The sequence below is a fragment of the Pseudomonas sp. P1_F1_2 genome (assembly GCF_056405815.1).
In genome coordinates, this window is record NZ_JBFUBK010000006.1 from 39,653 (window position 1) to 63,927 (window position 24,275).

General features: G+C 58.6%; 24 protein-coding genes. 7 read left to right on the forward strand and 17 right to left on the reverse strand.

The window, feature by feature from the left end; translation table 11 throughout:
• Nucleotides 1-41 precede the first annotated feature (41 nt).
• Entirely contained in the window at nt 42-1,355 is a 1,314-nt protein-coding gene (locus AC1D2P_RS02965) for a PQQ-dependent sugar dehydrogenase (RefSeq protein WP_477758461.1), read from the forward strand.
• Between the two features lie 121 nt (nt 1,356-1,476).
• Here AC1D2P_RS02965 and AC1D2P_RS02970 read toward each other — a convergent pair whose 3' ends face one another.
• The 5 genes from AC1D2P_RS02970 to AC1D2P_RS02990 all read right to left on the reverse strand — a co-directional run bounded on the left by AC1D2P_RS02970 (nt 1,477) and on the right by AC1D2P_RS02990 (nt 6,127).
• Entirely contained in the window at nt 1,477-2,013 is a 537-nt protein-coding gene (locus AC1D2P_RS02970) for a C40 family peptidase (RefSeq protein ID WP_046032908.1), read from the reverse strand.
• A gap of 164 nt (nt 2,014-2,177) precedes the next feature.
• The gene (locus tag AC1D2P_RS02975) at nt 2,178-2,804 is read right to left on the reverse strand and encodes a C40 family peptidase (RefSeq protein WP_046032907.1); all 627 of its coding nucleotides are present in this window, start codon (nt 2,802-2,804) and stop codon (nt 2,178-2,180) included.
• Nucleotides 2,805-3,018: 214 nt separating this feature from the next.
• On the reverse strand, nt 3,019-3,723 hold the full coding sequence (hda, locus tag AC1D2P_RS02980; RefSeq protein WP_010456804.1) for a DnaA regulatory inactivator Hda: 705 nt from the start codon (nt 3,721-3,723) through the stop codon (nt 3,019-3,021).
• 236 nt (nt 3,724-3,959) lie between these two features.
• Nucleotides 3,960-5,027, reverse strand: coding sequence for an AI-2E family transporter (locus tag AC1D2P_RS02985; RefSeq protein ID WP_046032906.1), 1,068 nt, complete (start codon nt 5,025-5,027; stop codon nt 3,960-3,962).
• A gap of 38 nt (nt 5,028-5,065) precedes the next feature.
• Entirely contained in the window at nt 5,066-6,127 is a 1,062-nt protein-coding gene (locus AC1D2P_RS02990) for a DUF2066 domain-containing protein (protein WP_477758462.1), read from the reverse strand.
• Between the two features lie 372 nt (nt 6,128-6,499).
• On the opposite strand from AC1D2P_RS02990, the gene purM reads away from it, so the two are divergent.
• The 3 genes from purM to AC1D2P_RS03005 are packed head-to-tail and all read left to right on the forward strand — an operon-like array spanning nt 6,500 to nt 8,930.
• Nucleotides 6,500-7,558: a phosphoribosylformylglycinamidine cyclo-ligase gene (purM, locus tag AC1D2P_RS02995; RefSeq protein ID WP_008033526.1), complete on the forward strand. Its 1,059-nt coding sequence runs from the start codon at nt 6,500-6,502 to the stop codon at nt 7,556-7,558.
• Nucleotides 7,558-8,208, forward strand: a complete 651-nt coding sequence (purN, locus tag AC1D2P_RS03000) for a phosphoribosylglycinamide formyltransferase (RefSeq protein WP_046032904.1) — start codon at nt 7,558-7,560, stop codon at nt 8,206-8,208. Before purM ends, purN begins: the two co-directional genes overlap by 1 nt.
• 8 nt (nt 8,209-8,216) lie before the next feature.
• Entirely contained in the window at nt 8,217-8,930 is a 714-nt protein-coding gene (locus AC1D2P_RS03005; RefSeq protein ID WP_046032903.1) for a DUF3108 domain-containing protein, read from the forward strand.
• Between the two features lie 64 nt (nt 8,931-8,994).
• Here AC1D2P_RS03005 and AC1D2P_RS03010 read toward each other — a convergent pair whose 3' ends face one another.
• Both AC1D2P_RS03010 and AC1D2P_RS03015 read right to left on the reverse strand, forming a co-directional pair.
• The gene (locus AC1D2P_RS03010) at nt 8,995-10,173 is read right to left on the reverse strand and encodes a trans-sulfuration enzyme family protein (RefSeq protein WP_109786443.1); all 1,179 of its coding nucleotides are present in this window, start codon (nt 10,171-10,173) and stop codon (nt 8,995-8,997) included.
• Nucleotides 10,170-11,546, reverse strand: a complete 1,377-nt coding sequence (locus AC1D2P_RS03015) for a pyridoxal-phosphate dependent enzyme (protein ID WP_046032901.1) — start codon at nt 11,544-11,546, stop codon at nt 10,170-10,172. Before AC1D2P_RS03015 ends, AC1D2P_RS03010 begins: the two co-directional genes overlap by 4 nt.
• Before the next feature lie 247 nt (nt 11,547-11,793).
• Here AC1D2P_RS03015 and AC1D2P_RS03020 point away from each other — a divergent pair, with 247 nt between their 5' ends.
• Nucleotides 11,794-12,210: an OsmC family protein gene (locus AC1D2P_RS03020; protein WP_477758463.1), complete on the forward strand. Its 417-nt coding sequence runs from the start codon at nt 11,794-11,796 to the stop codon at nt 12,208-12,210.
• Between the two features lie 61 nt (nt 12,211-12,271).
• A complete protein-coding gene (locus AC1D2P_RS03025) occupies nt 12,272-13,132 on the forward strand; it encodes a pirin family protein (protein ID WP_477758464.1) in 861 nt (286 codons plus the stop codon).
• Nucleotides 13,133-13,269: 137 nt separating this feature from the next.
• Here the strand turns inward: AC1D2P_RS03025 and AC1D2P_RS03030 are convergent, their stop codons facing one another.
• The 4 genes from AC1D2P_RS03030 to AC1D2P_RS03045 all read right to left on the reverse strand — a co-directional run bounded on the left by AC1D2P_RS03030 (nt 13,270) and on the right by AC1D2P_RS03045 (nt 16,976).
• Entirely contained in the window at nt 13,270-13,998 is a 729-nt protein-coding gene (locus AC1D2P_RS03030; RefSeq protein WP_477758465.1) for a dienelactone hydrolase family protein, read from the reverse strand.
• 67 nt (nt 13,999-14,065) lie between these two features.
• Nucleotides 14,066-15,970, reverse strand: coding sequence for a molecular chaperone HtpG (gene htpG / locus AC1D2P_RS03035; RefSeq protein ID WP_046032945.1), 1,905 nt, complete (start codon nt 15,968-15,970; stop codon nt 14,066-14,068).
• An 80-nt stretch (nt 15,971-16,050) separates the two neighbouring features.
• On the reverse strand, nt 16,051-16,503 hold the full coding sequence (locus tag AC1D2P_RS03040; protein ID WP_046032897.1) for a PaaI family thioesterase: 453 nt from the start codon (nt 16,501-16,503) through the stop codon (nt 16,051-16,053).
• Nucleotides 16,500-16,976, reverse strand: coding sequence for a PaaI family thioesterase (locus tag AC1D2P_RS03045; protein WP_046032896.1), 477 nt, complete (start codon nt 16,974-16,976; stop codon nt 16,500-16,502). Before AC1D2P_RS03045 ends, AC1D2P_RS03040 begins: the two co-directional genes overlap by 4 nt.
• Nucleotides 16,977-17,133: 157 nt before the next feature.
• Here AC1D2P_RS03045 and AC1D2P_RS03050 point away from each other — a divergent pair, with 157 nt between their 5' ends.
• Entirely contained in the window at nt 17,134-17,367 is a 234-nt protein-coding gene (locus AC1D2P_RS03050; protein WP_046032895.1) for a hypothetical protein, read from the forward strand.
• 68 nt (nt 17,368-17,435) lie between these two features.
• On the opposite strand, the gene AC1D2P_RS03055 is transcribed toward AC1D2P_RS03050, so the two are convergent.
• The 6 genes from AC1D2P_RS03055 to lpdA form a co-directional block, all read right to left on the reverse strand.
• Nucleotides 17,436-17,837, reverse strand: a complete 402-nt coding sequence (locus AC1D2P_RS03055) for an MAPEG family protein (RefSeq protein WP_046032894.1) — start codon at nt 17,835-17,837, stop codon at nt 17,436-17,438.
• Nucleotides 17,837-18,574: a DUF599 domain-containing protein gene (locus tag AC1D2P_RS03060; RefSeq protein ID WP_046032893.1), complete on the reverse strand. Its 738-nt coding sequence runs from the start codon at nt 18,572-18,574 to the stop codon at nt 17,837-17,839. Before AC1D2P_RS03060 ends, AC1D2P_RS03055 begins: the two co-directional genes overlap by 1 nt.
• Nucleotides 18,575-18,806: 232 nt before the next feature.
• Nucleotides 18,807-20,120, reverse strand: a complete 1,314-nt coding sequence (gene brnQ / locus AC1D2P_RS03065; protein WP_046032892.1) for a branched-chain amino acid transport system II carrier protein — start codon at nt 20,118-20,120, stop codon at nt 18,807-18,809.
• A gap of 395 nt (nt 20,121-20,515) precedes the next feature.
• Complete coding sequence (sucD, locus tag AC1D2P_RS03070; protein ID WP_109786438.1) at nt 20,516-21,397, reverse strand: succinate--CoA ligase subunit alpha; 882 nt, start codon at nt 21,395-21,397, stop codon at nt 20,516-20,518.
• Nucleotides 21,397-22,563 carry an ADP-forming succinate--CoA ligase subunit beta gene (gene sucC / locus AC1D2P_RS03075; RefSeq protein WP_477758466.1) on the reverse strand — a complete coding sequence of 389 codons (1,167 nt, stop codon included), beginning with the start codon at nt 22,561-22,563 and terminating at the stop codon, nt 21,397-21,399. The genes sucD and sucC overlap by 1 nt, the downstream gene beginning before the upstream one ends.
• A gap of 196 nt (nt 22,564-22,759) precedes the next feature.
• Nucleotides 22,760-24,196, reverse strand: coding sequence for a dihydrolipoyl dehydrogenase (gene lpdA, locus AC1D2P_RS03080; RefSeq protein ID WP_046032890.1), 1,437 nt, complete (start codon nt 24,194-24,196; stop codon nt 22,760-22,762).
• Between the last annotated feature and the right edge of the window lie 79 nt (nt 24,197-24,275).

The window sequence follows — 24,275 nt, forward strand, 5'->3', positions numbered from 1 at the left end:
TTCTCTATGATTAAGTCAGAGCAATCATAGGGAAGACCAGCATGCGCAAGTCCCCGCTCGCTATCGTCATCGTGCTCGCCGGAGGGCTTGCCGCCTGTGGTGAAACTTCCACCCTGCAAGTCTCCGACGGCACCGGCCCGTCACCCAAGCTGCCTGAACCCAACAAAACCCTGATACCGACGGTGAATATCGCCCCGGCGATCGGCTGGCCGAAGGGCGCGAAACCTACTGCCGCTGCCGGCACTCAAGTGGCCGCCTTCGCCGAAGGCCTCGATCACCCGCGCTGGCTCTACGTGCTACCCAACGGCGACGTGCTGGTAGCCGAAACCAGCGCGCCACCCAAACCCGATGACGGCAAAGGCATTCGTGGCTGGGTCATGGGCAAAGCCATGGGCCGTGCCGGCGCCAAAGTACCGAGCCCGAACCGCATCACCCTGCTGCGTGACAAGGACCACGACGGCGTCGCCGAAACCCGCACGGTGTTCCTGGAAAACCTCAATTCGCCCTTCGGCATGACGCTGGTCGGCAATGACCTGTACGTGGCCGACACCGACCGTTTGCTGCGCTTTCACTATAAAAACGGTGATACCGCGATCAAGTCACCGCCGACCAAGGTGGTCGATCTGCCGGGAGGCACTCTGAATCATCACTGGACCAAAAACGTCATCGCCAGCAAGGACGGCCGCAAGCTGTACGTCACGGTGGGCTCCAACAGCAACGTCGGTGAAAACGGCCTGGATCAAGAGGAAGGTCGCGCAGCGATCTGGGAAGTGGACCGCGCCACCGGCAACCACCGGATATTCGCTTCAGGCATTCGCAATCCAAACGGGTTGGCCTGGGAGCCCCGCAGTGGCGCACTGTGGACGGCGGTCAATGAGCGGGACGAAATCGGCAGCGACCTGGTGCCGGACTACATCACCTCGGTCAAGGATGGCGGGTTCTACGGCTGGCCGTTCAGCTACTACGGTCAACATGTCGACATTCGTGTCGAGCCACAAAACCCGGACCTTGTGGCCAAGGCCATTGCGCCGGACTACGCAGTGGGTCCGCACACGGCATCGCTGGGGCTGACGTTCGCTGAAGGCACCAGCCTGCCCGCGCAATTCAAGGAAGGGGCCTTTATCGGTCAGCACGGTTCGTGGAACCGCAAACCGCACAGCGGCTACAAAGTGATCTTCGTGCCATTCGCAGGCGGCAAACCGACCGGGAAACCGGTCGATGTACTGACCGATTTTCTCAATAAAGACGAAGAGGCCATGGGTCGGCCGGTAGGCGTCGTGATCGACCAGCAGGGTGGCTTGCTGGTGGCGGATGATGTCGGGAACAAGGTGTGGCGCGTGTCAGCCGCTAAGTAACCGCCCCCCAACCCCCTGTAGGAGTGAGCCTGCTCGCGATAGCGTTGGGACAGTCACATCGATATTGACTGACCCAACGCTATCGCGAGCAGGCTCACTCCTACACGGGGCAGCAGCGTGACTAGGGATTGCGCGCCAAGTGCTCGGGTTGCAGAACGCGCTTGGCGCTCAGGTAAGCCCGTTGCCAATAGGCTTTGGACAAGCTGTCGAGCTTCACCGTGCCGCCCGTGGCGGGTGCATGAACGAAGCGGCCCTCGCCCACGTAAATCCCGGCATGGCTCACCTGAGAACCGCCATTGGTAGCGAAGAAGATGAGATCACCGGTTTGCAGACCTTCCTTGCCCACATTGGCGGCTTGCATGCTGATCATCTCGTGCGTGGTACGCGGCAGGGAAATGCCGGCGGCATCACGATAGACAAAGCCGATTAACCCACTGCAATCAAAACCGGAGTCCGGCGTATTGCCGCCCCAACGGTAAGGCGTGCCCACCAGGCCCAACGCGCGAAAGAGCACCTCTTCTGCTTCAGGGGAAGATGCCTGGGAGGAACCAAAGACGATCGGCGCGCGATTCACCGGCGCAGGAGGCGGTGTGCGGCTGGCGCAGGCGCTGAGCAGCGCTGCGAAGAACATGAGTGCAAGGCGGGCCGACATCGTCATAAGCAGAGCATCCTGATCTGGCTGCGGCTTTTTCCTGCTGGGAGTGCAGAAAAGAAAACCGCCTGCGCGTGACGCAGGCGGTTTGCCATCATTAAGATCAGAATTCTAGCGCCTACGCAGCAAACTTCAAGTAAGACTTTAACTTCGCCTTACAACTTGTACGTTTACTTGCGAGCGGTGACCACTGTCGGTGCCATCGCGAGGGCGCGCTTGGCTTCGATAAAGGTCTTGCTCCAGTAGCTGTCACCCAGGCTGTCGACCCGGACGCCACCGCTTTTGCGGCTGCTGGAGTGGATGAACTGGTTGTCACCCAGGTAGATCCCGGCGTGACTGACGCGACCACGACGACCATTGGTCGCGAAGAACAGCAGATCGCCTGGCTTCAGCGCGCTGCGAGCCACCAGAGGAGCGTCCACGTTGATCATTTCGCGAGTAGAACGAGGCAGGTTCATGCCCGCTTCCTCACGGAACAGGTAACCGATGAAGCCGCTGCAATCAAAACCGGCTTCAGAAGTGCCGCCGAAACGGTAACGGGTACCGATCAGGGACATGCCACGCTCAAGAATGCTGTCGGCCAGAACCGGTAGCTGGTAGGCCTTGCCGTCGGCAAAGTCGGCCAGTTCTTTATCGGTGGCCAGTTCTTCCTGGAAAAGAACGGAAGAAGATTGTGCGGTAACTGAATTTTTAGCCTGCTGTTGTTGCTCTTGCTGGGACACTGGAGAGTGAGCAGCGCAACCGAACAACAGGGTGACGAGTGCGAGAGGCACGAGGGGTGCGAAGCGCTTTAGCATGGGCACGACCGTGGCTGATAGTTGTAAAGAAGTCGAGACTATGCCCGCTATCATCCTCATTTGCAAATTCAATCGAACTTTATGTGACTTATCGGTTTCTCGTTAACATCTAAGCGCTTAAGCCCATTTTAAACGCTTGCGCAACCTGCAGCTCTGTAGGAAAGCGGATTTCCTGGCGCCTGAAATATGCCGAAACCCCTGCCAGGCTTTGGTTTTACCAGCCCAGCGTTTCCTTCAGGAAGGGGATTGTCAGCTTGCGCTGAGCTTGAAGAGAGGCCTGATCGAGACGTTCAAGCAGCTCGAAAAGCGCACTCATGCTGCGAGTACCGCGAGTCAAAATAAAATGGCCGACTTCATCGGTCAGGTGTAGGCCGCGACGCGACGCACGCAATTGCAAGGCGCGCAATTTGTCTTCGTCGGAGAGTGGACGCATCTGAAAGATCAGCGCCAGGGTCAAGCGAGACTTCAAGTCTGCCAGCTTCACCGGCAGTTCACGCGGGGATGTCGACGCGGCGATCAGCAAGCGCCGACCACTGTCACGCAACCGATTGAACAGATGGAACAGTGCCTCTTCCCAATCAGCCCGGCCGGCAACCGCCTGCAAATCATCCAGGCAGACCAGTTCGTATTGTTCGAGGTTATCGAGAATCGAGATGCCACGATCCAGCAGCTCGGCCAACGGCAGGTACACCGCCGGCTCCCCCAACTGCTCGAAGCGCAGGCAAGCCGCCTGCAACAAATGCGTACGCCCTACCCCGTCCTTGCCCCAGAGATAAATCAGGCTTTCGGTCCAGCCGGCGTCGGCTTCGCATAGCCGCTCGACATAGCCGAGTGCTGCGGCATTGGCGCCAGGGTAGTAATTGATAAAGGTAGCGTCATCACGCAGACGCACACCTAGGGGCAGCTGAATCGGTTTCATGCTGACTGAACAGTTCCAAAGGAACCGTTAGTGGCCTCTGTGTAAAGTTTGCGAAGTTTATACCCGTGACGCTGGTCGCACAATGCGACAGACCACAAGCAAAATCAAAGGTTTGCGTTAACGCACCGGTTTTATGACAGTTTCTTTGACAGCACCGGCCTCTGGCACACCCGGGATGCAGGCCGACCTGGCACGAAAACAGGCCGACCTCTGTGAACCGTCGACAACCGTTGCAATCAAGGTTTGTCGACACCACCGTACATATCTGAATCCCTATACAAATCTTGTACATGGCGCACCAGCACCATGATCACCGCCGCCACCGGCAGTGCCAGCAACACGCCGGTAAAACCGAACAATTCTCCCCCTGCCAGAATCGCGAAGATCACCGCCACCGGATGCAGGCCAATCCGGTCGCCAACCAGCAATGGCGTCAGCACCATACCCTCCAGCGCCTGCCCGACCATAAACACCGCGACGATCCCCAGCATGGGATACAGTTCGCCGCCGAACTGAAACAGACCGGCAATCAACGCCGCGCCAATCCCGATGACAAACCCCATGTACGGCACGATCGCGGCCAGACCGGCAATCAGGCCGATCAGCAGCCCCAACTCCAGCCCCACCAGCATCAGGCCCGACGCGTAGATCACGCCCAAAGCCACCATCACCAGCAATTGCCCACGCACGAACGCACCGAGCACTTCGTGACATTCACCGGCGAGCTCGACGACGCGCTCTTCACGATCGCGCGGCAGCAGGCTGCGGATTTTTGCCATCATCAGGTCCCAGTCCCGCAGCAGGTAAAAACTTACCACCGGGATCAACACCAGATTGGCCAACCAGCCAATCAATGCAAGACCGGACGCTGTGGCCTGGCTCAACACCACACCGACAATATCGCTGGTCTGCCCCATGTGTTCACTGATCGCGGCCTTGAGCTTGTCGAATTTCCAGAACCCCTCCGACAACCCGAACTTCGACTGCGCCCACGGCAATGCGGTGTGCTGCAGCCAGTCGAGCATTTGCGGCGCCAGCTCATACAAACGAAACAACTGCCTGGCCAGCAGCGGCACCAACACCAGCAGCAGCGTGGTGAAAATCAACGTGAACAGTGCGAACACCGCCACCACGCCCCACGTCCTTGAAAGTCCGGCTTTCTCCAGCCGATCCACCAGCGGATCGAACAGATAGGCCAGCAGCAACGCCACCAGGAACGGTGTCAGGATCGGATGCAACAGCCAGATAAACGCGCAGAGCAGAACCACTCCACCCAACCAGAACCAACGCCGCGTATCGGCCATGTACCACTCCATATGCATCTATATAAAGAAAGAAAACCTTACCAACGGAAGCGCAATTGCGGCACCGGTGCCGGCGCTGGGGCCGCGGCAGGCGTCGCACCCTGCGCCACGGGCTGAACCGGCGCAACGGGCGCGGGCACTTCACCGGCGGGCATTTCCTGCAACTTCGCCAGCGACAACTGCGAGCGCAATTGCTCGGCACTGCCGTTAACCCGATAAAGAATGCGATCACCGTCAACACTTTGCAGACGCGCGCCAAAAGGGTCGAGCAATCGCCCCAGCGCCGCATAGCGCTCCAGGTTCATGCCCTGCACTTCCAGCAATTGCTCGCCAGAAGCGCCCGGCTTGACAACAAACCGTGGCGCCAGTCGCTCGCTGACCGCCAGCATCACAGCGTCAGCCACAGCGGCCTGATCCGCGCCCTGTACGTTGCCCGCTTCCTTCTTGTCGCCCATCCACAAATTCCATTTGGCCTGCCACTGGCCGCCCTCTTCGCGGGCATGCACGGCGAGCAAGGCGTCAGCGTTGTAACGTTCCGAGACCCCGCGCAGTGGCGTTGCGTCGGTGCCTTCCAGGTTGGGCGCCGTAGCGACCAGTTGCTCACTCAGGTCCGCCAGCGGCAAACGCAGCGGCAAACCACGGTGCTGCGCCGCTCGACGCAACGGTGTAGCGGCGGCCTGGCCATCGCCCACCAAACTTGAACCCTCGGTGGCATCGTTCAACCACCAACCGAGGATCGACGGTCGATTGGCACCCCACAACGACAACCCGGCACGACGCAATGCTTGCTCGGTAGTGTTCGGATCAAAATCGACCTTCAGTACTTCTGGAGGGCCCGCGTCAAAACCAAATTGGCTGATGATTTGCTGCGGATCTTTGCGCAGGGCTGCCAACCCCGGACTCTGCACCGCCTTGGGATCGCCGGTCAGACGCAACACCAGCGTGTCCAGCGCCCGCTGGATCGCTTGATCACGCTCCGCGGGCGCCTGACTGGTGACAGGCTCGCGCACCTGATAAAGGCCTTTCACGTTTTCGGCATGACTCGTGAGGCTGATCAGGGAAAAACAGCTCAAACACAACAATTTAGAAAAAAAACGCATGGAAGATTCCTGACGACAAGAGCGGCTGGAACAGACCGCATGAAGACGATCGAACAGGGCTGTGACCACTTCCCTGTGCAAAACATTCACACGGCCGCGATAAGTTTTCGCACTGTCATAACGATAGACGGTTAATCGCGTTACCTTATACAGCCCACTAACACGCTCAATATCAATTTTTTTAATAGGATATGCCCCTGCCGTCGGCGTGAGGATGGCCGCTGCCCCTCAAGCCTGATAAAATCGCGCGCCTTCGCAGACCGGCAACAGCCGGGCACATCGAATTTCGCGTGAGGCAATCGCCCCCGTCGATTTCGGCGTCCCCCGCTGGACTCGGTCGTTACCCCTGAATCCCCCCTAAAGGCCTGGATCATGAGCAAGCAACCCTCCCTGAGCTACAAGGACGCCGGTGTAGACATCGACGCCGGTGAAGCATTGGTCGAACGCATCAAGAGCGTCGCCAAGCGCACTGCGCGCCCGGAAGTCATGGGCGGCCTGGGCGGTTTCGGCGCCCTCTGCGAAATCCCGGCTGGCTACAAGCAGCCTGTGCTGGTTTCCGGCACCGACGGCGTGGGCACCAAGCTGCGCCTGGCCCTGAACCTGAACAAGCACGACAGCATCGGCATCGACCTGGTGGCCATGTGCGTGAACGACCTGGTGGTCTGCGGCGCTGAACCGCTGTTCTTCCTCGACTACTACGCTACCGGCAAACTCAACGTCGAAACCGCGACCCAGGTCGTCACCGGCATCGGTGCTGGCTGCGAACTGTCCGGTTGCTCCCTGGTTGGCGGCGAAACCGCTGAAATGCCGGGCATGTACGAAGGCGAAGACTACGACCTGGCCGGTTTCTGCGTCGGCGTCGTGGAAAAATCCGAGATCATCGACGGTTCCAAAGTCGCAGCCGGCGACGCCCTGCTCGCCCTGCCGTCTTCCGGCCCGCACTCCAACGGCTACTCGCTGATCCGCAAGATCATCGAAGTGTCGGGTGCCGACATCGAAAACATCCAGCTCGACGGCAAACCGCTGACCGACCTGCTGATGGCCCCGACCCGTATCTACGTGAAGCCGCTGCTCAAGCTGATCAAGGAAACCGGCGCTGTCAAAGCCATGGCCCACATCACCGGTGGCGGCCTGCTGGACAACATCCCGCGCGTTCTGCCAAAAGGCGCACAAGCCGTGGTTGACGTGGCGAGCTGGAACCGCCCAGCCGTGTTCGACTGGCTGCAAGAGAAAGGCAACGTCGACGAAAACGAAATGCACCGCGTGCTGAACTGCGGCGTGGGCATGGTCATCTGCGTCGCTCAAGAGCACGTTGAAACCGCGCTGAACGTTTTGCGTGAAGCCGGCGAGCAGCCTTGGGTCATCGGTCAGATCGCCACCGCTGCCGAAGGCGCGGCCCAGGTTGAACTGAAGAACCTCAAGGCTCACTGATGTCAAAGACCTGTGATGTCGTGGTGCTGCTCTCCGGCACCGGCAGTAACTTGCAGGCCTTGATCGACAGCACGCGGACCGGCGACAGCCCGGTCCGCATTGCTGCGGTGATTTCCAACCGCGCCGATGCCTATGGCCTGCAGCGCGCCAAGGACGCGGGTATCGACACCCGCGCCCTGGATCACAAGGCTTTCGAAGGCCGCGAGGCCTTCGATGCCGCGCTGATCGAGCTTATTGACGCCTTCAATCCCAAACTCGTGGTACTGGCCGGTTTCATGCGCATTCTCAGCGCTGACTTCGTGCGCCACTATGCGGGTCGCCTGTTGAATATCCACCCGTCGCTGCTGCCCAAATACAAAGGGTTACACACTCATCAGCGCGCGCTGGAGGCCGGCGATACCGAGCACGGCTGCTCCGTGCACTTCGTCACCGAGGAACTCGATGGCGGACCACTGGTCGTACAGGCAGTAATACCGGTAGAGTTGCACGATTCGCCGCAAAGCCTGGCGCAGCGAGTCCACGTTCAGGAACACCTGATCTACCCGTTGGCAGTACGCTGGTTTGCCGAAGGTCGCTTAGCACTCAGCGAACAAGGTGCTTTACTGGATGGGAAGTTACTCGCGGCCAGCGGCCACTTGATTCGAACTTAGGAGATATTATGCGTCGCGCCCTGCTCTTCGCTTGCGCTCTGTTTGCCCTGCCCCTGGCACAGGCTTCGGAACTTCAACCTTTCTCCGCCAGCTACACCGCCGACTGGAAGCAGTTGCCCATGAGTGGCACGGCTGAACGCAACCTGACCAAGGAAGCCAACGGCGTCTGGAAACTCAGCTTCAAGGCGTCGATGATGATCGCCAGCCTGACTGAAGAAAGCACCCTGACCGTCGACAAGGAAACTCTGCTACCTCAGACCTACCACTTTGAACGTGGCGGCCTGGGCAAAGCCAAGAAGTCTGATCTGGATTTCGACTGGGCCACCAAAATGGTCACCGGCACTGATCGCGGTGACGCAGTCAAGGTCCCGCTGAACCCTGGCATGGTCGATAAATCCACTTACCAGTTGGCCTTGCAGCACGATGTCGCCGCCGGCAAGAAAAGCATGAGCTATCAGGTAGTCGATGGCAACGAAGTCGACACCTATGATTTCCGCGTGCTGGGCTCTGAAAAAGTAGACACCAAGGCTGGCAAGATCGATGCAATCAAGGTCGAGCGTGTGCGCGACCCGACACAAAACAAGCGCATCACCGTCCTGTGGTTTGCCAAGGACTGGGATTACCTGCTGGTCCGTCTGCAACAAGTTGAAACCGACGGCAAGGAGTACAACATCATGCTCCTCGACGGCACGGTCAACGGCAAATCGGTCAAGGGTAGCTAATCCAGGATCGACAAGAAAATCCGGAATCCGATAAGGGTTCCGGATTTTTTTTGTCCGCTGAAACTCAGATCAGCGCCAGCGCTTGTGCCAGATCGGCACGCAAGTCTTCGACGTCCTCAACGCCCACGGACAACCGCACCAGCGCATCGCCAATGCCAAGTTGTGCGCGGGTATCGGCGGGGATGCTGGCGTGAGTCATGATCGCCGGATGCTCGATCAGGCTTTCCACCCCGCCCAGACTCTCCGCCAACGCAAATATTTGCACGTTCTCAAGGAAGCGCTTGGCGCCGGCCAGGTCGCAGTTCAGGTCGAGGGAGATCATGCCGCCAAAACCGCGCATTTGTCGTTGTGCCAGTTCGTGCTGCGGATGTGACGGCAGGCCTGGGTAGTAGACACGCGCCACTTGCGGTTGTTGCTCCAGCCATTGCGCCAGCGCCAGTGCGTTGCTGCAGTGGCGTTCCATGCGCAACGCCAGGGTCTTCACCCCGCGTAACGTGAGGAAGGCGTCAAACGGCCCGGCGATAGCGCCCACGGCGTTTTGCAGAAAGCCCAGCCGTTCGCCCAGCTCCGCATTCTGCCCGACCACCGCAATGCCACCAATGACGTCAGAGTGACCGTTCAAATACTTGGTGGTCGAATGCACCACGATATCGAAGCCCAGTTCCAGCGGACGCTGGATCCACGGGCTCGCAAAGGTATTATCGGCCACACAAATGATGCCGCGCTGGCGACAGATGCGCGCGATGGCTTCGAGGTCAGTCAGGCGCAACAACGGATTGCTCGGCGTCTCGACGCAGACCATCCGCGTGTCCTCCTGCAGCGCCGCTTCAAAGGCCGCCAGATCCGTCAGGTCGACGAAACTGAAGCGATGCCCGGCGCTGCGCCGGCGTACTTTGTCGAACAGGCGAAACGTCCCGCCATACAAATCATTGCCCGAGACGATATGCGAGTCGGCATCGAGCAATTCGAGCACGGTGGAGATCGCCGCCAGCCCGGACGCGAACGCGAACGCCTTGGTGCCGCCTTCGAGGTCCGCCACGCAGCGCTCCAGCGCCCAACGTGTCGGGTTGTGCGAGCGCCCATAGTCGAGGCCTTTGTGTACGCCGGGGCTTTGCTGCAAATAGGTGGAATTGGCGTAAATCGGCGGCATCAGCGCCCCGGTGGAAGGGTCCGGCGTCTGCCCGGCATGAATCACCCGAGTAGCGAACCCACGTGGCGCAGCGTTTTCATCGTGTTGACTCATGCAAGAGATCTCCGTAAATGATTGAGTAGGTCAACGCGGGTAATCAGGCCATGGAAGCCCGAGGCATCGGCAATGATCGCCACCAACCCACGGTCGAGTTCGGCTTGCAGCTCAGCCAGGCTGGCAGCGGCCGGCAAGGTTTGCAGTTTGCCCGTCATGGCGCTGGCGACGGTCAAGCGGAAGTGCGATGGGTCTTGGTGCACCCCCAGCAAAATGTCGGATTCGTCGATGACGCCGACCAAACGCTGCCCCTCTACCAGCACGGGCAGTTGCGACACATCGGCCAGGCGCATGCGCTGGAAAGCGGTGAGCAACGTGTCGTCCGGGCCGACGCTGATCACCCGCCCGTCCTCGAAGCGCCGCGAGATCAAATCGCGAAGATCACCGTAGCGCTTGTATTGCAGCAGACCCTGATCGTTCATCCATTGATCGTTGTAGACCTTCGACAGGTAGCGGGTGCCGGTGTCACAGACAAAACTCACGACCCGCTTCGGCTCGGTTTGCTCACGGCAATAACGCAACGCCGCCGCCAGCAACGTGCCGGTCGATGATCCGCCGAGAATGCCTTCGGCGCGCAGCAGCTGGCGGGCATGATCGAAGCTTTCCTCGTCGCTGATCGAATACGCGTGGCGCACGCTGGACAGGTCGGCAATCGAGGGAATGAAATCTTCGCCAATGCCCTCCACCGCCCACGAACCGGGTGTCCCAAGGGTGCCGCTGCGGCTGTATTCGGCCATCACCGAGCCCACCGGGTCGGCCAGCACCATGACCAGGTTTGGCTGCACGCGGCTAAAGAACCGGGTCAAGCCGGTCAGCGTGCCGGCTGAACCGACGCCGACGACGATGGCATCGACATCATGCTGGGTCTGTGCCCAGATCTCCGGCGCGGTGCTGCACTCGTGCGCCAGAGGGTTGGCCGGATTGTTGAATTGATCGGCAAAGAACGCGTCGGGAATTTCCTTGGCCAGCCGCGCGGCCACGTCCTGGTAATACTCGGGATGGCCCTTGCCGACATCGGAACGGGTGATGTGCACTTCGGCGCCCATCGCCTTGAGGTGCAGGACTTTCTCCGTCGACATCTTGTCCGGCACCACCAACACCACGCGATAACCCTTGGCGCGGCCGACAAGGGCCAGGCCCAGGCCGGTGTTGCCGGCCGTGGCCTCGACGATGGTGCCACCGGGTTGCAGGCGACCATCGCGCTCGGCGGCGTCGATCATCGCCAGGCCGATGCGATCCTTGATCGATCCGCCGGGGTTTTGTGATTCGAGCTTGAGGAACAGCGTACACGGGCCGGTATCGAAGCGGCTGACGCGCACCAGCGGCGTATTGCCGATCAGCTCAAGGACGGCAGGGCGGGAGTCGTTCGGCATGTCGTCACCTCGCTGCAGTGATTCGTACTGGATGGACACAAACCTGCGGCGCGTCATCATGCGACAGTCGCAGGCAACACCTCGCTTGGACCATAGGCCGCGATGGCGTCATTCGCAACCGCGCGCGGCCAGCCGGTAACCCGCTCGTATGAACCCCGCAAGAAAGTGGAACGCGCCGCTGGCGCAATGCTCTATAACTTCACAGTCTTTTTTGATCGAACGACTTTTCCAGCCTGGGAGGCTTTCCATGACCGTTACCGTCAATACCGTTTCCGCCGAAGGTTTTCGTCACAGTGTGCAGATTGATGACCATGAACTGTTTGCCGATGTGCCGACCACTTCCGGCGGCGAGGGCTCGGCGCCAGAACCCCACGATTATTTCGATGCCGCTCTGGGTGCCTGCAAAGCCCTGACCCTGAAGATGTACGCCAAGAAGAAGGACATCCCATTGACCGGCGTCACCGTCGAGGTCAAACGCGACAACAGCGAAGAGCAGAAAGGCAAATACGCCCTGCACGTCAAACTGACCCTAAAAGGCGTGCTCACCGATGCGCAACGCGAAGAACTGCATCGCGTGGCCGACCGTTGCCCGGTCCACAAACTGATGACGACCACTGACGTCAGCATCGAAACCCACTTGTCCGAAGGGGCGTTCAGCCAATAGCGGCAAGGGCTGCGCAAGCGGGTTATGCTCCACGCATCACCCGCTCAGCCTGGAATGCAGCATGAACACTCCGCTCGTGATCCGCCCCCGCGCCGAAGATGTAGAAGGCCAGCCGATATTTCGCCCGTTGCCGTCCGCCAAATGCCGCAGTGTCGGGCCTTTCGTGTTTTTTGACCACATGCTCGAAACCGTTTATCCGGCGGGCAAAGGCATGAATATCCGACAACATCCGCACATCGGCCTGTCGACCCTCACCTACTTGTTCGAAGGGCAAATCCAGCACAAGGACAGTCTCGGCTCCGACCAGGTGGTGAGCGCCGGTGATGTCAGCTGGATGACTGCCGGCAGCGCAATTGCCCACGTAGAGCGCACGCCTATGGCATTGAAGGAGAGCGGCTTTACGATGCACGGCTTGCAGATCTGGCTGGCCTCACCCAAGGACCATGAGCAGGGTCCAGGCCACTACAGCCATCACCCGGCGGCCACCTTGCCGGTCAGCGATAACCTTGGCGTGAAGATCCGGATGATTGCCGGGGCAGGCTTTTGCCTGGAGTCGCCGGTGCCAGTGCTGTCCCCTACGTTGTACGCGGAACTGAACCTGCAAACGGCGACCACACTGCTGATTCCCACCGAACATGAAGAGCGTGCGTTGTATGTCTTGAGCGGTGAAGCGCAGCTGAATGGCGACACGCTGGAGGTGAATTCGCTGGTGGTGTTGCCTGCGGGGGAAGAAATGACCCTGTTCGCCGAAAGCGACTGCCACGCCGTGTTGTTCGGCGGCGCGCCGCTGGACGGGCCACGGCGGATCAACTGGAATTTTGTGGCCAGCGATCCGGCGGCCATCGATGAAGCGCGGCGGCGCTGGGCGGCCGGGGATTGGCCGACAGTGCCGGGAGAAAGCGAGCGGATCGAACTGCCTTAGCTTTTCGATCGTTCCCACGCATCATCGTTCCCACGCTCTGCGTGGGAATGCAGCCCGTGACGCTCCGCGTCACTGGACGCAGAGCGTCCCTAGAGGCGTTCCCACGCAGAGCGTGGGAACGATCCGAAAATCAGTGGTCAGCCTTTAAACACTTCATCCAGCAAATTGTGCATCGACGTAAACGCCCGTGCAGCGATCTTCGCGTCGTACATCATCATGCCTGGCACATTGGCATGCGGATCGGTAAAGGAATGCACCGCCCCGCCGTAGCTCAGCAATTGCCAGTCCACACCCGCCGCATTCATTTCCGCTTCGAATGCCGGCAGTTGCTCCTTGGGCACCAATGGATCGGCGGCACCGTGCAGCACCAGCACCGAGCCCTTGATGTTTTTGGCATCCGCCGGATTTGGCGAGTCCAGCGTGCCATGGAACGACACCGCCGCTTTCAACGGTGCCCCCGTGCGTGCCAGGTCCAGGGCGCAGCAACCACCGAAGCAAAAACCGAATGCCGCCAGTTTCGAGGTATCGACCGCCACCTCGTCCTGATTTTTCAGTTGTTCAAACGCCGCCTGCAGGCGCTTGCGCAACAACGGACGGTCATGTTTGAGCGGCATCATCGCCGCGCCCGCCTCGTCGCCGTTCTGCGGGCGAACCGACTGACCGTACACATCCGCGATCAGCACCACGTACCCCTTGGACGCCACCGTCTTGGCAATCACTTCGGCCCCGGCGCTCACACCCATCCAGTTCGGCGCCATCAGCAAGCCCGGGCGCGGGCCTTTGTGGTCGGCGTCGAAAGCCAGGCGGCTTTCATACGAGTGGCCATCAATTTGATAAACGACTGTACGAACAGTGATTTGACTCATGACTCTCTCCCAGCAAAAGGCACCAGAATGAAAAAAACCCGCCGAAGCGGGTTTTTTTACAACGCAGTTAAACCGACAGTTCAACCAGCAGCTTGTTCAGACGGCGCACGTAGGCGGCCGGGTCTTTCAAGCTGTCACCGGCAGCCAGTGCCGCCTGATCGAAGAGAATGTGCGACAGGTCGCCGAAACGCTCCTCGCTCTGCTCGTTGTCGAGCTTCTCGATCAGTGGGTGGGCCGGGTTGAATTCGAAGATCGGCTTCGAGTCCGGAACCTTCTGACCGCTGGCTTCCAGGATCTGACGCATTTGCATGCCCAGGTCCTGCTCGCCGATGGCCAGAATCGCCGGGGAATCGGTCAAACGATGGGAAACCCGTACTTCAGCAACCGAGTCACCCAGTGCGGTTTTCAGACGTTCAACCAGACCTTCTTTGGACTTGGCGACTTCTTCTGCGGCTTTCTTGTCCTCTTCCGAGTCCAGATTGCCCAGGTCGAGGTCACCGCGCGCCACGTCAACGAAGCTCTTGCCGTCGAAGTCGTTGAGGTAGCTCATCAGCCACTCGTCGATACGATCGGTCAGCAGCAGCACTTCGATGCCTTTCTTGCGGAAGACTTCCAGGTGCGGGCTGTTTTTGACTTGCGCGTAGGTTTCGCCGGTCAGGTAGTAAATCTTGTCCTGACCTTCCTTGGCGCGAGCCAGGTATTCGGCCAGGCCAACCACTTGCTCGCCTTCCTCACCATTGGTCGAGGCGAAACGCAGCAAGCCAGCGATTTTCTCTTTGTTGGCGAAGTCTTCTGCCGGGCCTTCTTTCATGACCTGACCGAAGTTCTTCCAGAAGCTCTTGTATTGCTCAGGCTCGTTCTTCGCCAGTTTTTCCAGCATGTCCAGAACGCGCTTGGTCAGCGCCGACTTCATCGAATCGATGATCGGGTCTTTCTGCAGGATTTCCCGCGACACGTTCAGCGACAGGTCGTTGGAATCGACCACGCCTTTGATGAAGCGCAGATACAGCGGCAGGAACGACTCAGCCTGGTCCATCACGAACACGCGTTGCACGTACAGCTTCAGGCCTTTCGGCGCTTCACGCTGGTACAGATCGAACGGAGCACGGGCGGGCACGTACAGCAGCGAGCTGTATTCGAGCTTGCCTTCGACCTTGTTGTGGCTCCAGCTCAGYGGGTTCTCGAAATCGTGAGCGACGTGTTTGTAGAACTCCTGGTATTCCTCGTCTTTCACTTCAGTGCGAGGACGAGTCCACAGGGCGCTGGCACGGTTGACGGTTTCCCACTCAACGGCTGGCTGCTCTTCGCCTTCTGCGGCGGCCGCTTCCTTGGGCAACTCGATCGGCAGCGCGATGTGGTCGGAGTACTTCTTGATGATGTTGCGCAGACGCCAGCCATCGGCGAATTCGTCTTCACCGGACTTCAGGTGCAGGACGATGCGAGTGCCGCGCTCGGCTTTCTCAACGGTGGCGACTTCGAAATCGCCTTCGCCCTTGGACGACCAGTGCACGCCTTCGCTGGCCGCATCACCGGCACGACGGCTGAACACGTCGACTTTGTCGGCGACGATGAATGCAGAGTAGAAACCCACACCGAACTGGCCGATCAGGTGCGAATCTTTCTTCTGATCGCCGGACAGGTGTTTCATGAAATCGGCGGTACCGGATTTAGCGATAGTGCCCAGATGGGTGATCGCGTCTTCGCGGGTCATGCCAATGCCGTTGTCTTCGAGGGTGACGGTTTTGGCGTCTTTGTCGAAGCTCACACGGATTTTCAGTTCGGCGCCACCTTCCAGCAACTCAGGCTTGGACAGGGCTTCGAAACGTAATTTGTCGACAGCGTCAGAGGCGTTCGAGATCAATTCGCGAAGGAAAATTTCCTTGTTGGAATACAGCGAATGGATCATGAGGTGCAGCAGCTGCTTCACCTCGGTCTGGAAGCCCAGGGTTTCCTTTTGAGTTTCCACACTCATGGTCATCAAACTCCAATCAGATGGCTAAGCCGCGACCTTGAGGGTCGGCGGCGGGATGTCATCAGAGTTGGGGGCTGTGTTCAGGATTTCAAGGGCTCTTCAATTTTGAAATGCGCGCGGGCCGTGGCAATGGGCTCGGATTCGGTGCTTTGCCAGGCCGTCACGGCCACGTTGGCGACCCGGCGCCCCTGCCGGCAAACCTGACATTTGGCCCAGGTATCGCGAAACTGCCCGGCGCGCAGGTAGTCGAGGGAGAAGTCGATGATTTTCGGCACACCCGGTGAGCCGGTAAAAATCAGCAAGTGCAGCGCAGCCGAGAGTTCCATGAACCCGGCGATCACGCCGCCATGAATCGCCGGCAATAAAGGGTTGCCAATGTTGTCCTTGTTGGCCGGCAGGCGAAACAGCAGGTCATCCCCTACCCGCGAACATTCGACGCCGATCAGTTTGGCGTAAGGAATCAGGTGCAGCAGCGAGGCGTAGTCACCCTGCTCATGGGCCAGTTGAAGTTGTTCCTTGAAAGCGTCCGTCATTGCGCACCTCCGGCAATCGCGCCGCCAAAACTTTTGGTGCCCTTAATGCCTTTGCCCATGCGCATGAATGTACCGACAACATGAGCGATAGGTTGCTCGGGATCATCCTGATAGGCAAAGCCGCGAGCGAAGATCACGTCAGTGGTCACCCGATAGCATTGGGCAAAGCCGTAGACATCTTTATGTGGCTCGGCGGCATGCATGTAATCGATGCGCAAATCGAGGGTCGGGCAGACTTCGAATTCGGGCAGCACACACAGTGTCGACATACCGCACGCGGTATCCATCAACGATGTCAACGCCCCGCCATGAATGACCCCGGTTTCTGGATTCCCCACGATTTGCGGACTGTAAGGCAAGATGACCGTTAGTCCGTCACTGCTGGCGCTGTGAACCCGCAGCCCGAGGACCTGACAATGACGCAGCGCCGACAGGAATCGCGTCGCACGCTCAAAAACGGGGTTTTCGGCCATGTGTTTAAAACTCTTCTTAATGTTCGGTCAAAGTAGCTCGTCAGCGGGGAAAAGTTCCATCACCTAACAAACTTATATATCTGAACGAATTGAGGAACTTAACGCTATGGAGCGTGCTCGAAAGGCCAGTAGTTATTTCCATAAGGAGAAACACCCCATGCGTAAGACTTTAGCTATTGCCTTGATGTTGACCGCTACCCTCGGTCTCGCTGCCTGCGATAAAAAATCCGAGGACAAAGCTCAAGATGCTGCCAAACATGCTGAGCAAGCTCAGCAAGATATGAGCAAAGCTCAGGATAAAGTGAACGACGCGGCAAAAGAAAACGCCGAAGCTGCCAAAGCTCAGGCTGAATCGAACGAAGCTGCTGCAAAAGAAGCACCTAAAAACTAAAACAGTTTTTAGCGTGACAAAAGAAAACCCGCCAAGTGCGGGTTTTCTTTTATTTGTGATTTGCTGCGTTAGAGCAAAACGCTTCTAAAAGTCGGACTAATCATCAGTAACAACGAACAGACGAAACCCACAAACCAGACCAGACTGCGCTGCCAGGCCAAATCCCCCCAGTAACACAGCAAGTAAATAACCCGTGTGATCACAAAAATGATCGCCAACACATCGATCAACCATCCTGCAGTTTGTGTGGTATGCGCCATCAACACGCCCACCGCAAACAATATGAATGCCTCAAAACAGTTTTGATGCGCGGCCACCGCCCTGGCGCCGAAACCGGTAAGTTGTGCCTGTTGCTGGCGTGGCGAGTGATTGTTGTAACCACCCTGCTCTTTCATCGCCTTGGCCACCGGCATGCGGGCCACGTAAATCAGTAATGCGCTGATAAACACACACCAGAACGGAATACTCATCAAGCGGCCTCTTTGTTCGCCTCGGGCAAGGGGGCCTCTGTAGGGGTATAGACCATCACGTCGAGCACGTCGGAATGGAATTCCCGGCGATACAACACCAGCACCACGCCGGCACTCATCAACATGAACAACCACGGGCTGACAAACCAGGCCAGCATGGTCATGCCGAAGTAATAGGAACGCAGGCCAAAGTTGAACTGGTTCGCCGCCATCGAGATAACGCGAGCCGCTCGGGCAGCAAAGGCTTTGCGCTCCTGTTCGGACACATGGCGCTCACCCACCATCGGCGCCGAGCCAATCAGGATCGCCGCAAAGTTGTACTGACGCATGCACCAGCTGAACGTGAAGAACGCGTAGACAAACACCATTGCCAGGCACAGCAACTTGATTTCGGACATGCCCTGGGACGCCTGCTGCACCATCGGGATATCCGCCAGTAACGACACTGCTCTTTCGGAAGCACCGAGTACCGTCAAAATACCCGCCAGGATAATCAATGTGCTGGAGGCAAAGAACGAAGCGTTGCGCTCCAGGTTGCCGATCACACTGGCGTCGGCAATGCGGTTATCGCGCAGCAACATGCGACGCATCCAGTCTTCCCGGTAAAGGTGCAACACACTGGCCAGGCACGCGGTGTCGCGGCCCTTCCACGAGGCATAGCGGGTGTAACCACCCCAGCAGATGACAAACCAGAGCGCGGCGAGGATGTGGATCAGGTTGGCGTGGATGAACGACATGCAATTCCTTGTGAGACGTTGGCATTGGTAATCCCCGTAGGAGCAAGGCTTGCCCGCGATAGGGCCTTGGAAATCGCCATCGCGGGCAAGCCTTGCTCCTACAGGTAGTGCTTCGACGTTAGCTCAAGGAAAAAGACACTGCCTGACGCCCATAAAAAATGCCCCGTATCGATTGATACGGGGCATTTCTGTTTCAGCGTGACAGCCCGCTTGTGGCGGGCCATTGCGCGACTTAAGCCAGCACTTCTTCGCGCTTGCCCAGCAGACGATCGCAAACCACTGCGACGACCAGGGTCATGACCGATGGCACCAGCCACGCCAGGCCCTGCTCGCTCAGCGGCAAATGGGACAGCTGAGTCGGCATCCAGTCTGCCAGACCGGCGCCCTTGAGCGCGTCGATCAGGCCGAAGATGAACGACACCAGCATCACCGGACCGACAATGCGGCCCTGCTCATGCCAGAAGTCCTTGCAGAAGCTCAGCGCCACCAGGGCGATGCACGGCGGGTAAATCGCGGTCAGTACCGGGATCGAGAACGCAATCAGCTTGGTGAGTCCCAGGTTGGACACCAGCAAGGAGAACGCCGCCAGGATGATGACCAGGGTCTTGTAGGACAGTGGCAACACGCGGCTGAAGTACTCGGCGCAGGCACAGGTCAGGCCGACCGCCGTCACCAGGCAGGCCAGCGAGATCAGCACCGCCAGGAAACCACTGCCCAACGAACCGAAGGTGTGTTGAACGTAGGCGTGCAACACGGCCGCGCCGTTGGTTGCACCGGCGGCCACTTCATGGCTGCCCGAACCGAGGCGGAACAGGCTGACATAAACCAGCGCCAGGCCCACGCCGGCAATCAGGCCGGCAATGATCGCGTAACGGGTAATCAGCGCCGGCGATTCCACACCGCGGGAACGGATCGCGTTGACGATGACAATGCCAAACACCAGCGCGCCCAGGGTATCCATGGTCAAGTAACCATTGATGAAGCCCTGAGAGAACGGTGCCGCCACATATTCAGGCGTGGCCATGCCGATATCACCGGCAGGCAATGCAAACGCGGCGATACCAAGCGCGGCCAGGGCGATGATCTTCAGCGGCGCGAGGAAACGTCCGACGGTATCCAGCAAACGGCCCGGATAGAGCGAGATGAAGAACACCACAAGGAAGTACACGGCACTGTAGATAAACAACGCCAACGGGCTCTCGCCGGTCAACGGCGCCAGGCCTACTTCGAACGATACGGTAGCGGTACGTGGTGTCGCGAACAACGGGCCGACGGCGAGGTAGCACGCGGCAGCCAGCAGGCCACCGGCGATTTTGCCGATAGGACTGCTCAGGGCATCCATTGCCCCGCCGACTTTTGCCAGCGCAACCACCGTGACCACCGGCAAACCGACTGCGGTGATCAGAAAGCCCAGCGCCGCCATCCAGACATTAGGCCCGGACTGCAAACCGACGATAGGCGGGAAGATGATGTTGCCAGCCCCGACAAACAGGGCAAACGTCATAAAACCAAGTGCCAGGATGTCCTGGCCTTTCAACACTTTCATTAAGGAAATACCACACTACTGAATCGGAATTTAGAGAGGGACTTCCCTTGGGGGTGAGGGAAATGCTGTCGGTCCGTATAGGACTGACCCTTTAGCGCGTAGCAACCTTGTGGGACGCGGACGCAAAAATGGCGAGTAGCCTAACGAATTTGCCCGACAAACGCACTGTTAGAGGGCGAACTATCCGATACGCGACGTTTCTGTGTCGCGTTTATGCATGTAAATGGTGGATGCCTGTAAATCCGTCTTCGCGAGCAAGCCCGCTGCCACAAGACTTGGGGCGTTCAACCGATGATTGATCGTTCCTACGCAGAGCGTGGGGACGATCACCCGGAAACGACAAAGGCCACCCGAAGGTGGCCTTTGTTTGGTGAAGCGTGAATTAAGCGCGAGGCTTACTTCATCGCCCAACCGGTCAGCTCGGACAAAGCCTTGCCGATGTCTGCCAGCGAACGCACGGTTTTAACGCCTGCGTCTTCCAGGGCAGCAAACTTCTCGTCTGCAGTGCCTTTGCCGCCAGAGATGATTGCGCCAGCATGGCCCATGCGCTTGCCCGCAGGGGCAGTCACACCAGCGATGTAGGAAACAACCGGCTTGGTCACGTGTGCCTTGATGTAGGCAGCCGCTTCTTCTTCAGCCGAACCGCCGATCTCGCCGATCATCACGATCGCTTCGGTCTTCGGGTCTTCCTGGAACAGCTTCAGGATGTCGATGAAGTTCGAACCCGGGATCGGGTCACCACCGATGCCGACGCAAGTCGACTGACCGAAACCGGCGTCAGTAGTCTGCTTCACAGCTTCGTAGGTCAGGGTGCCGGAACGGGAAACGATACCGACCTTGCCTGGCAAGTGAATGTGACCTGGCATGATGCCGATCTTGCATTCGCCTGGAGTGATCACGCCTGGGCAGTTAGGGCCGATCAGGGTGATACCCAGCTCGTCGCACTTGACCTTGGCATCCAGCATGTCCAGGGTAGGAATGCCTTCAGTGATGCAAACGATCAGCTTGATGCCGCCGAATGCTGCTTCCAGGATGGAGTCCTTGCAGAAAGGAGCTGGAACGTAGATCACGCTGGCGGTGGCGCCAGTGGCAGCTACAGCATCTTTCACGGTGTTGAACACTGGCAGACCCAGGTGCTCGGTGCCGCCTTTACCCGGAGTTACGCCGCCAACCATCTTGGTGCCGTATTCGAGCGCTTGCTGGGTGTGGAAACTACCTTGCGAACCGGTAATACCCTGGCAGATAACTTTGGTGTCTTTATTGATCAGGACGCTCATTATTTGCCCTCCGCAGCTTTAACAACTTGTTGAGCAGCGTCGGTCAGGCTGGTAGCAGCGATGATGTTCAAACCGCTTTCTGCCAGTACTTTAGCGCCCAGCTCAGCGTTGTTGCCTTCAAGGCGAACAACAACCGGGATTTTCACGCCGACTTCTTTCACAGCGCCGATGATGCCTTCGGCAATCATGTCGCAACGAACGATGCCGCCGAAGATGTTAACCAATACTGCAGCGACGTTGGTGTCGGACAGAATGATCTTGAACGCTTCGGTAACGCGTTCTTTGGTAGCACCGCCGCCCACGTCGAGGAAGTTGGCTGGTTTGCCGCCATGCAGGTTGACGATGTCCATGGTACCCATGGCCAGGCCAGCACCGTTGACCATGCAACCGATGTTGCCTTCCAGTGCTACGTAGTTCAGTTCGAACTTGGCAGCGTGCGCTTCGCGCGGATCGTCTTGCGACGGATCGTGGAAAGTCTTCAGCTTAGGCTGACGGTACATGGCGTTGGCGTCGATGTTGATCTTGGCATCGAGGCAATGCAGATCGCCGTCAGCCTTGATCACCAGCGGGTTCACTTCCAGYAGAGCCAGGTCGTGATCCTTGAACAGCTTGGCCAGACCTACGAAGATCTTGGCGAACTGAGCAACCTGCTTGCCTTCCAGACCCAACTGGAATGCCAGCTCGCGACCCTGGAATGGCTGAGCGCCAACCAGTGGATCGATAGTGGCTTTCAGAATTTTTTCTGGAGTGTCGTGAGCGATTTTCTCGATGTCCACGCCACCTTCGGTGGAAGCCATGAACACGATACGACGGCTCGAACGGTCAACGACAGCGCCCAGGTACAGCTCTTTAGCGATATCAGTGCACGATTCAACCAGGATCTTGGTGACTGGCTGACCATTGGCGTCAGTCTGGTAAGTCACCAGACGCTTGCCCAGCCACTGCTGTGCGAATGCCTTAGCGTCTTCTTTGCTGCGAACCAGCTTTACGCCGCCCGCTTTACCGCGACCACCAGCGTGGACCTGGGCTTTGACAACCCACTCGGCGCCGCCGATTTTGTCGCAAGCTTCTGCTGCTGCTTCCGGGGTGTCTACTGCATAACCGGTGGAAACTGGCAGGCCGTATTCAGCGAACAGCTGCTTACCCTGATACTCGTGAAGATTCATGCTTATTACCGTCTTCGTTAGGTACTGCGCATTCGGTGCTGCACTCATTCAAGTGCCGCACCACCTGTGACTGCTGCTTGCGTAGCCTTTCCGGGCATCCGGTGCAGCTACGCAAGACTGCGTCCAGCGGATATTCCGCGGTGAGTCTTGCATGCAAGGCTCACGACGGGCCATTCCGCCGTGGTTTCTTATTGTCTTAACGCTTCTTGCGGTTGGCGATGTGGATGGCGCCGCCATTCACTGCCAGAGCAGCTTCGTGCAAGGCTTCAGACAGGGTCGGATGGGAGAAAACCATCATGCCCAGGTCTTCAGCGCTGGTGCCGAATTCCATACCGATCGCGCCCTGCTGAACCAGTTCTGCAGCGCTCGGGCCAATCACGTGGACGCCCAATACGCGGTCGGTCTTGGCATCGGCGATAACTTTTACGAAACCGCCGGTATCGTTGGCAGCCATGGCACGGCCACTGGCTGCGAACGGGAAGGTGCCAACGTTAACTTCAACGCCTTCTGCCTTCAAGGTCTGCTCGGTTTTGCCGACCCACGCGATTTCCGGGTGAGTATAAATAACAGACGGGATCAAATCATAGTTCATCTGGGCTTTGTGGCCCTTGATGCGCTCGACGACCATGATGCCCTCTTCCGAGGCCTTGTGTGCCAGCATCATGCCGCGAACCACGTCGCCGATAGCGTAAACGCCCGGTACGGTGGTGGCGCAGTGATCGTCAACGTGCACGAAACCGCGCTCGTCCAGGGTCACGCCGCAATCAGCGGACAGCAGATCAGTGGTCACTGGACGGCGACCAACGGCTACGATCAGCTTGTCAAAAGTGATGTTCTGCTCGCCTTTGGCATCGGTGTAGTTCACAACGACTTCGTCGCCGTTCACTTTGGAACCGGTAACGCGAGCGCCCAGTTTGATGTCCAGACCTTGTTTGGTCAGGGTTTTCAAAGCTTCTTTGGACACAGCAGCGTCGGCAGCCATCAGGAACGTGTCCAGGGCTTCCAGAACAGTGACTTCAGCGCCCAGACGGGACCATACCGAACCCAGTTCCAGACCGATCACGCCAGCGCCGATCACGCCAAGACGCTTAGGTACGGACTGGAATTCCAGTGCGCCAGTCGAATCGACGATCACATTCTGGTCAACCGGAGCTGGCGGAATGTCGATCGGACGCGAACCTGGAGCCAGGATCACGTTCTCGGCTTCAATGATTTCTACCGAACCGTCAGGCTTGGTGACTTCGACTTTCTTGCCGGCCAGCAGTTTGCCGTGGCCCTGGATCGAGGTCACGCCGTTAGCCTTGAACAGGGTGGCAACACCCGAGGTCAGGCCTTTGACGATGTTGGCTTTACGGCCGACCATTGCTGGCACGTCCATGGTCACGCCAGCGTGGTTGATACCGTGGATCGCGAAGCCGTCTTGGGCTTCGTGGAACTTCCAGGAGCTGTCCAGCAGCGCCTTGGATGGAATGCAGCCGACGTTCAGGCAAGTACCGCCGAGGGCCAGTTTGCCTTCCTTGTCGGTGTACTTCTCGATGCAGGCAGTGGTGAGACCCAGCTGGGCTGCTTTGATGGCAGCAACGTAGCCGCCAGGGCCCGCGCCGATCACTACTACGTCAAATTTCTGCGACATTCAAAAAATCCTCTTTTTTGCGGCAAGCTTGAAGCCGCAAGCCTCAAGCCAGACTGCCCTTTCGTGCAGCCTGGACCTT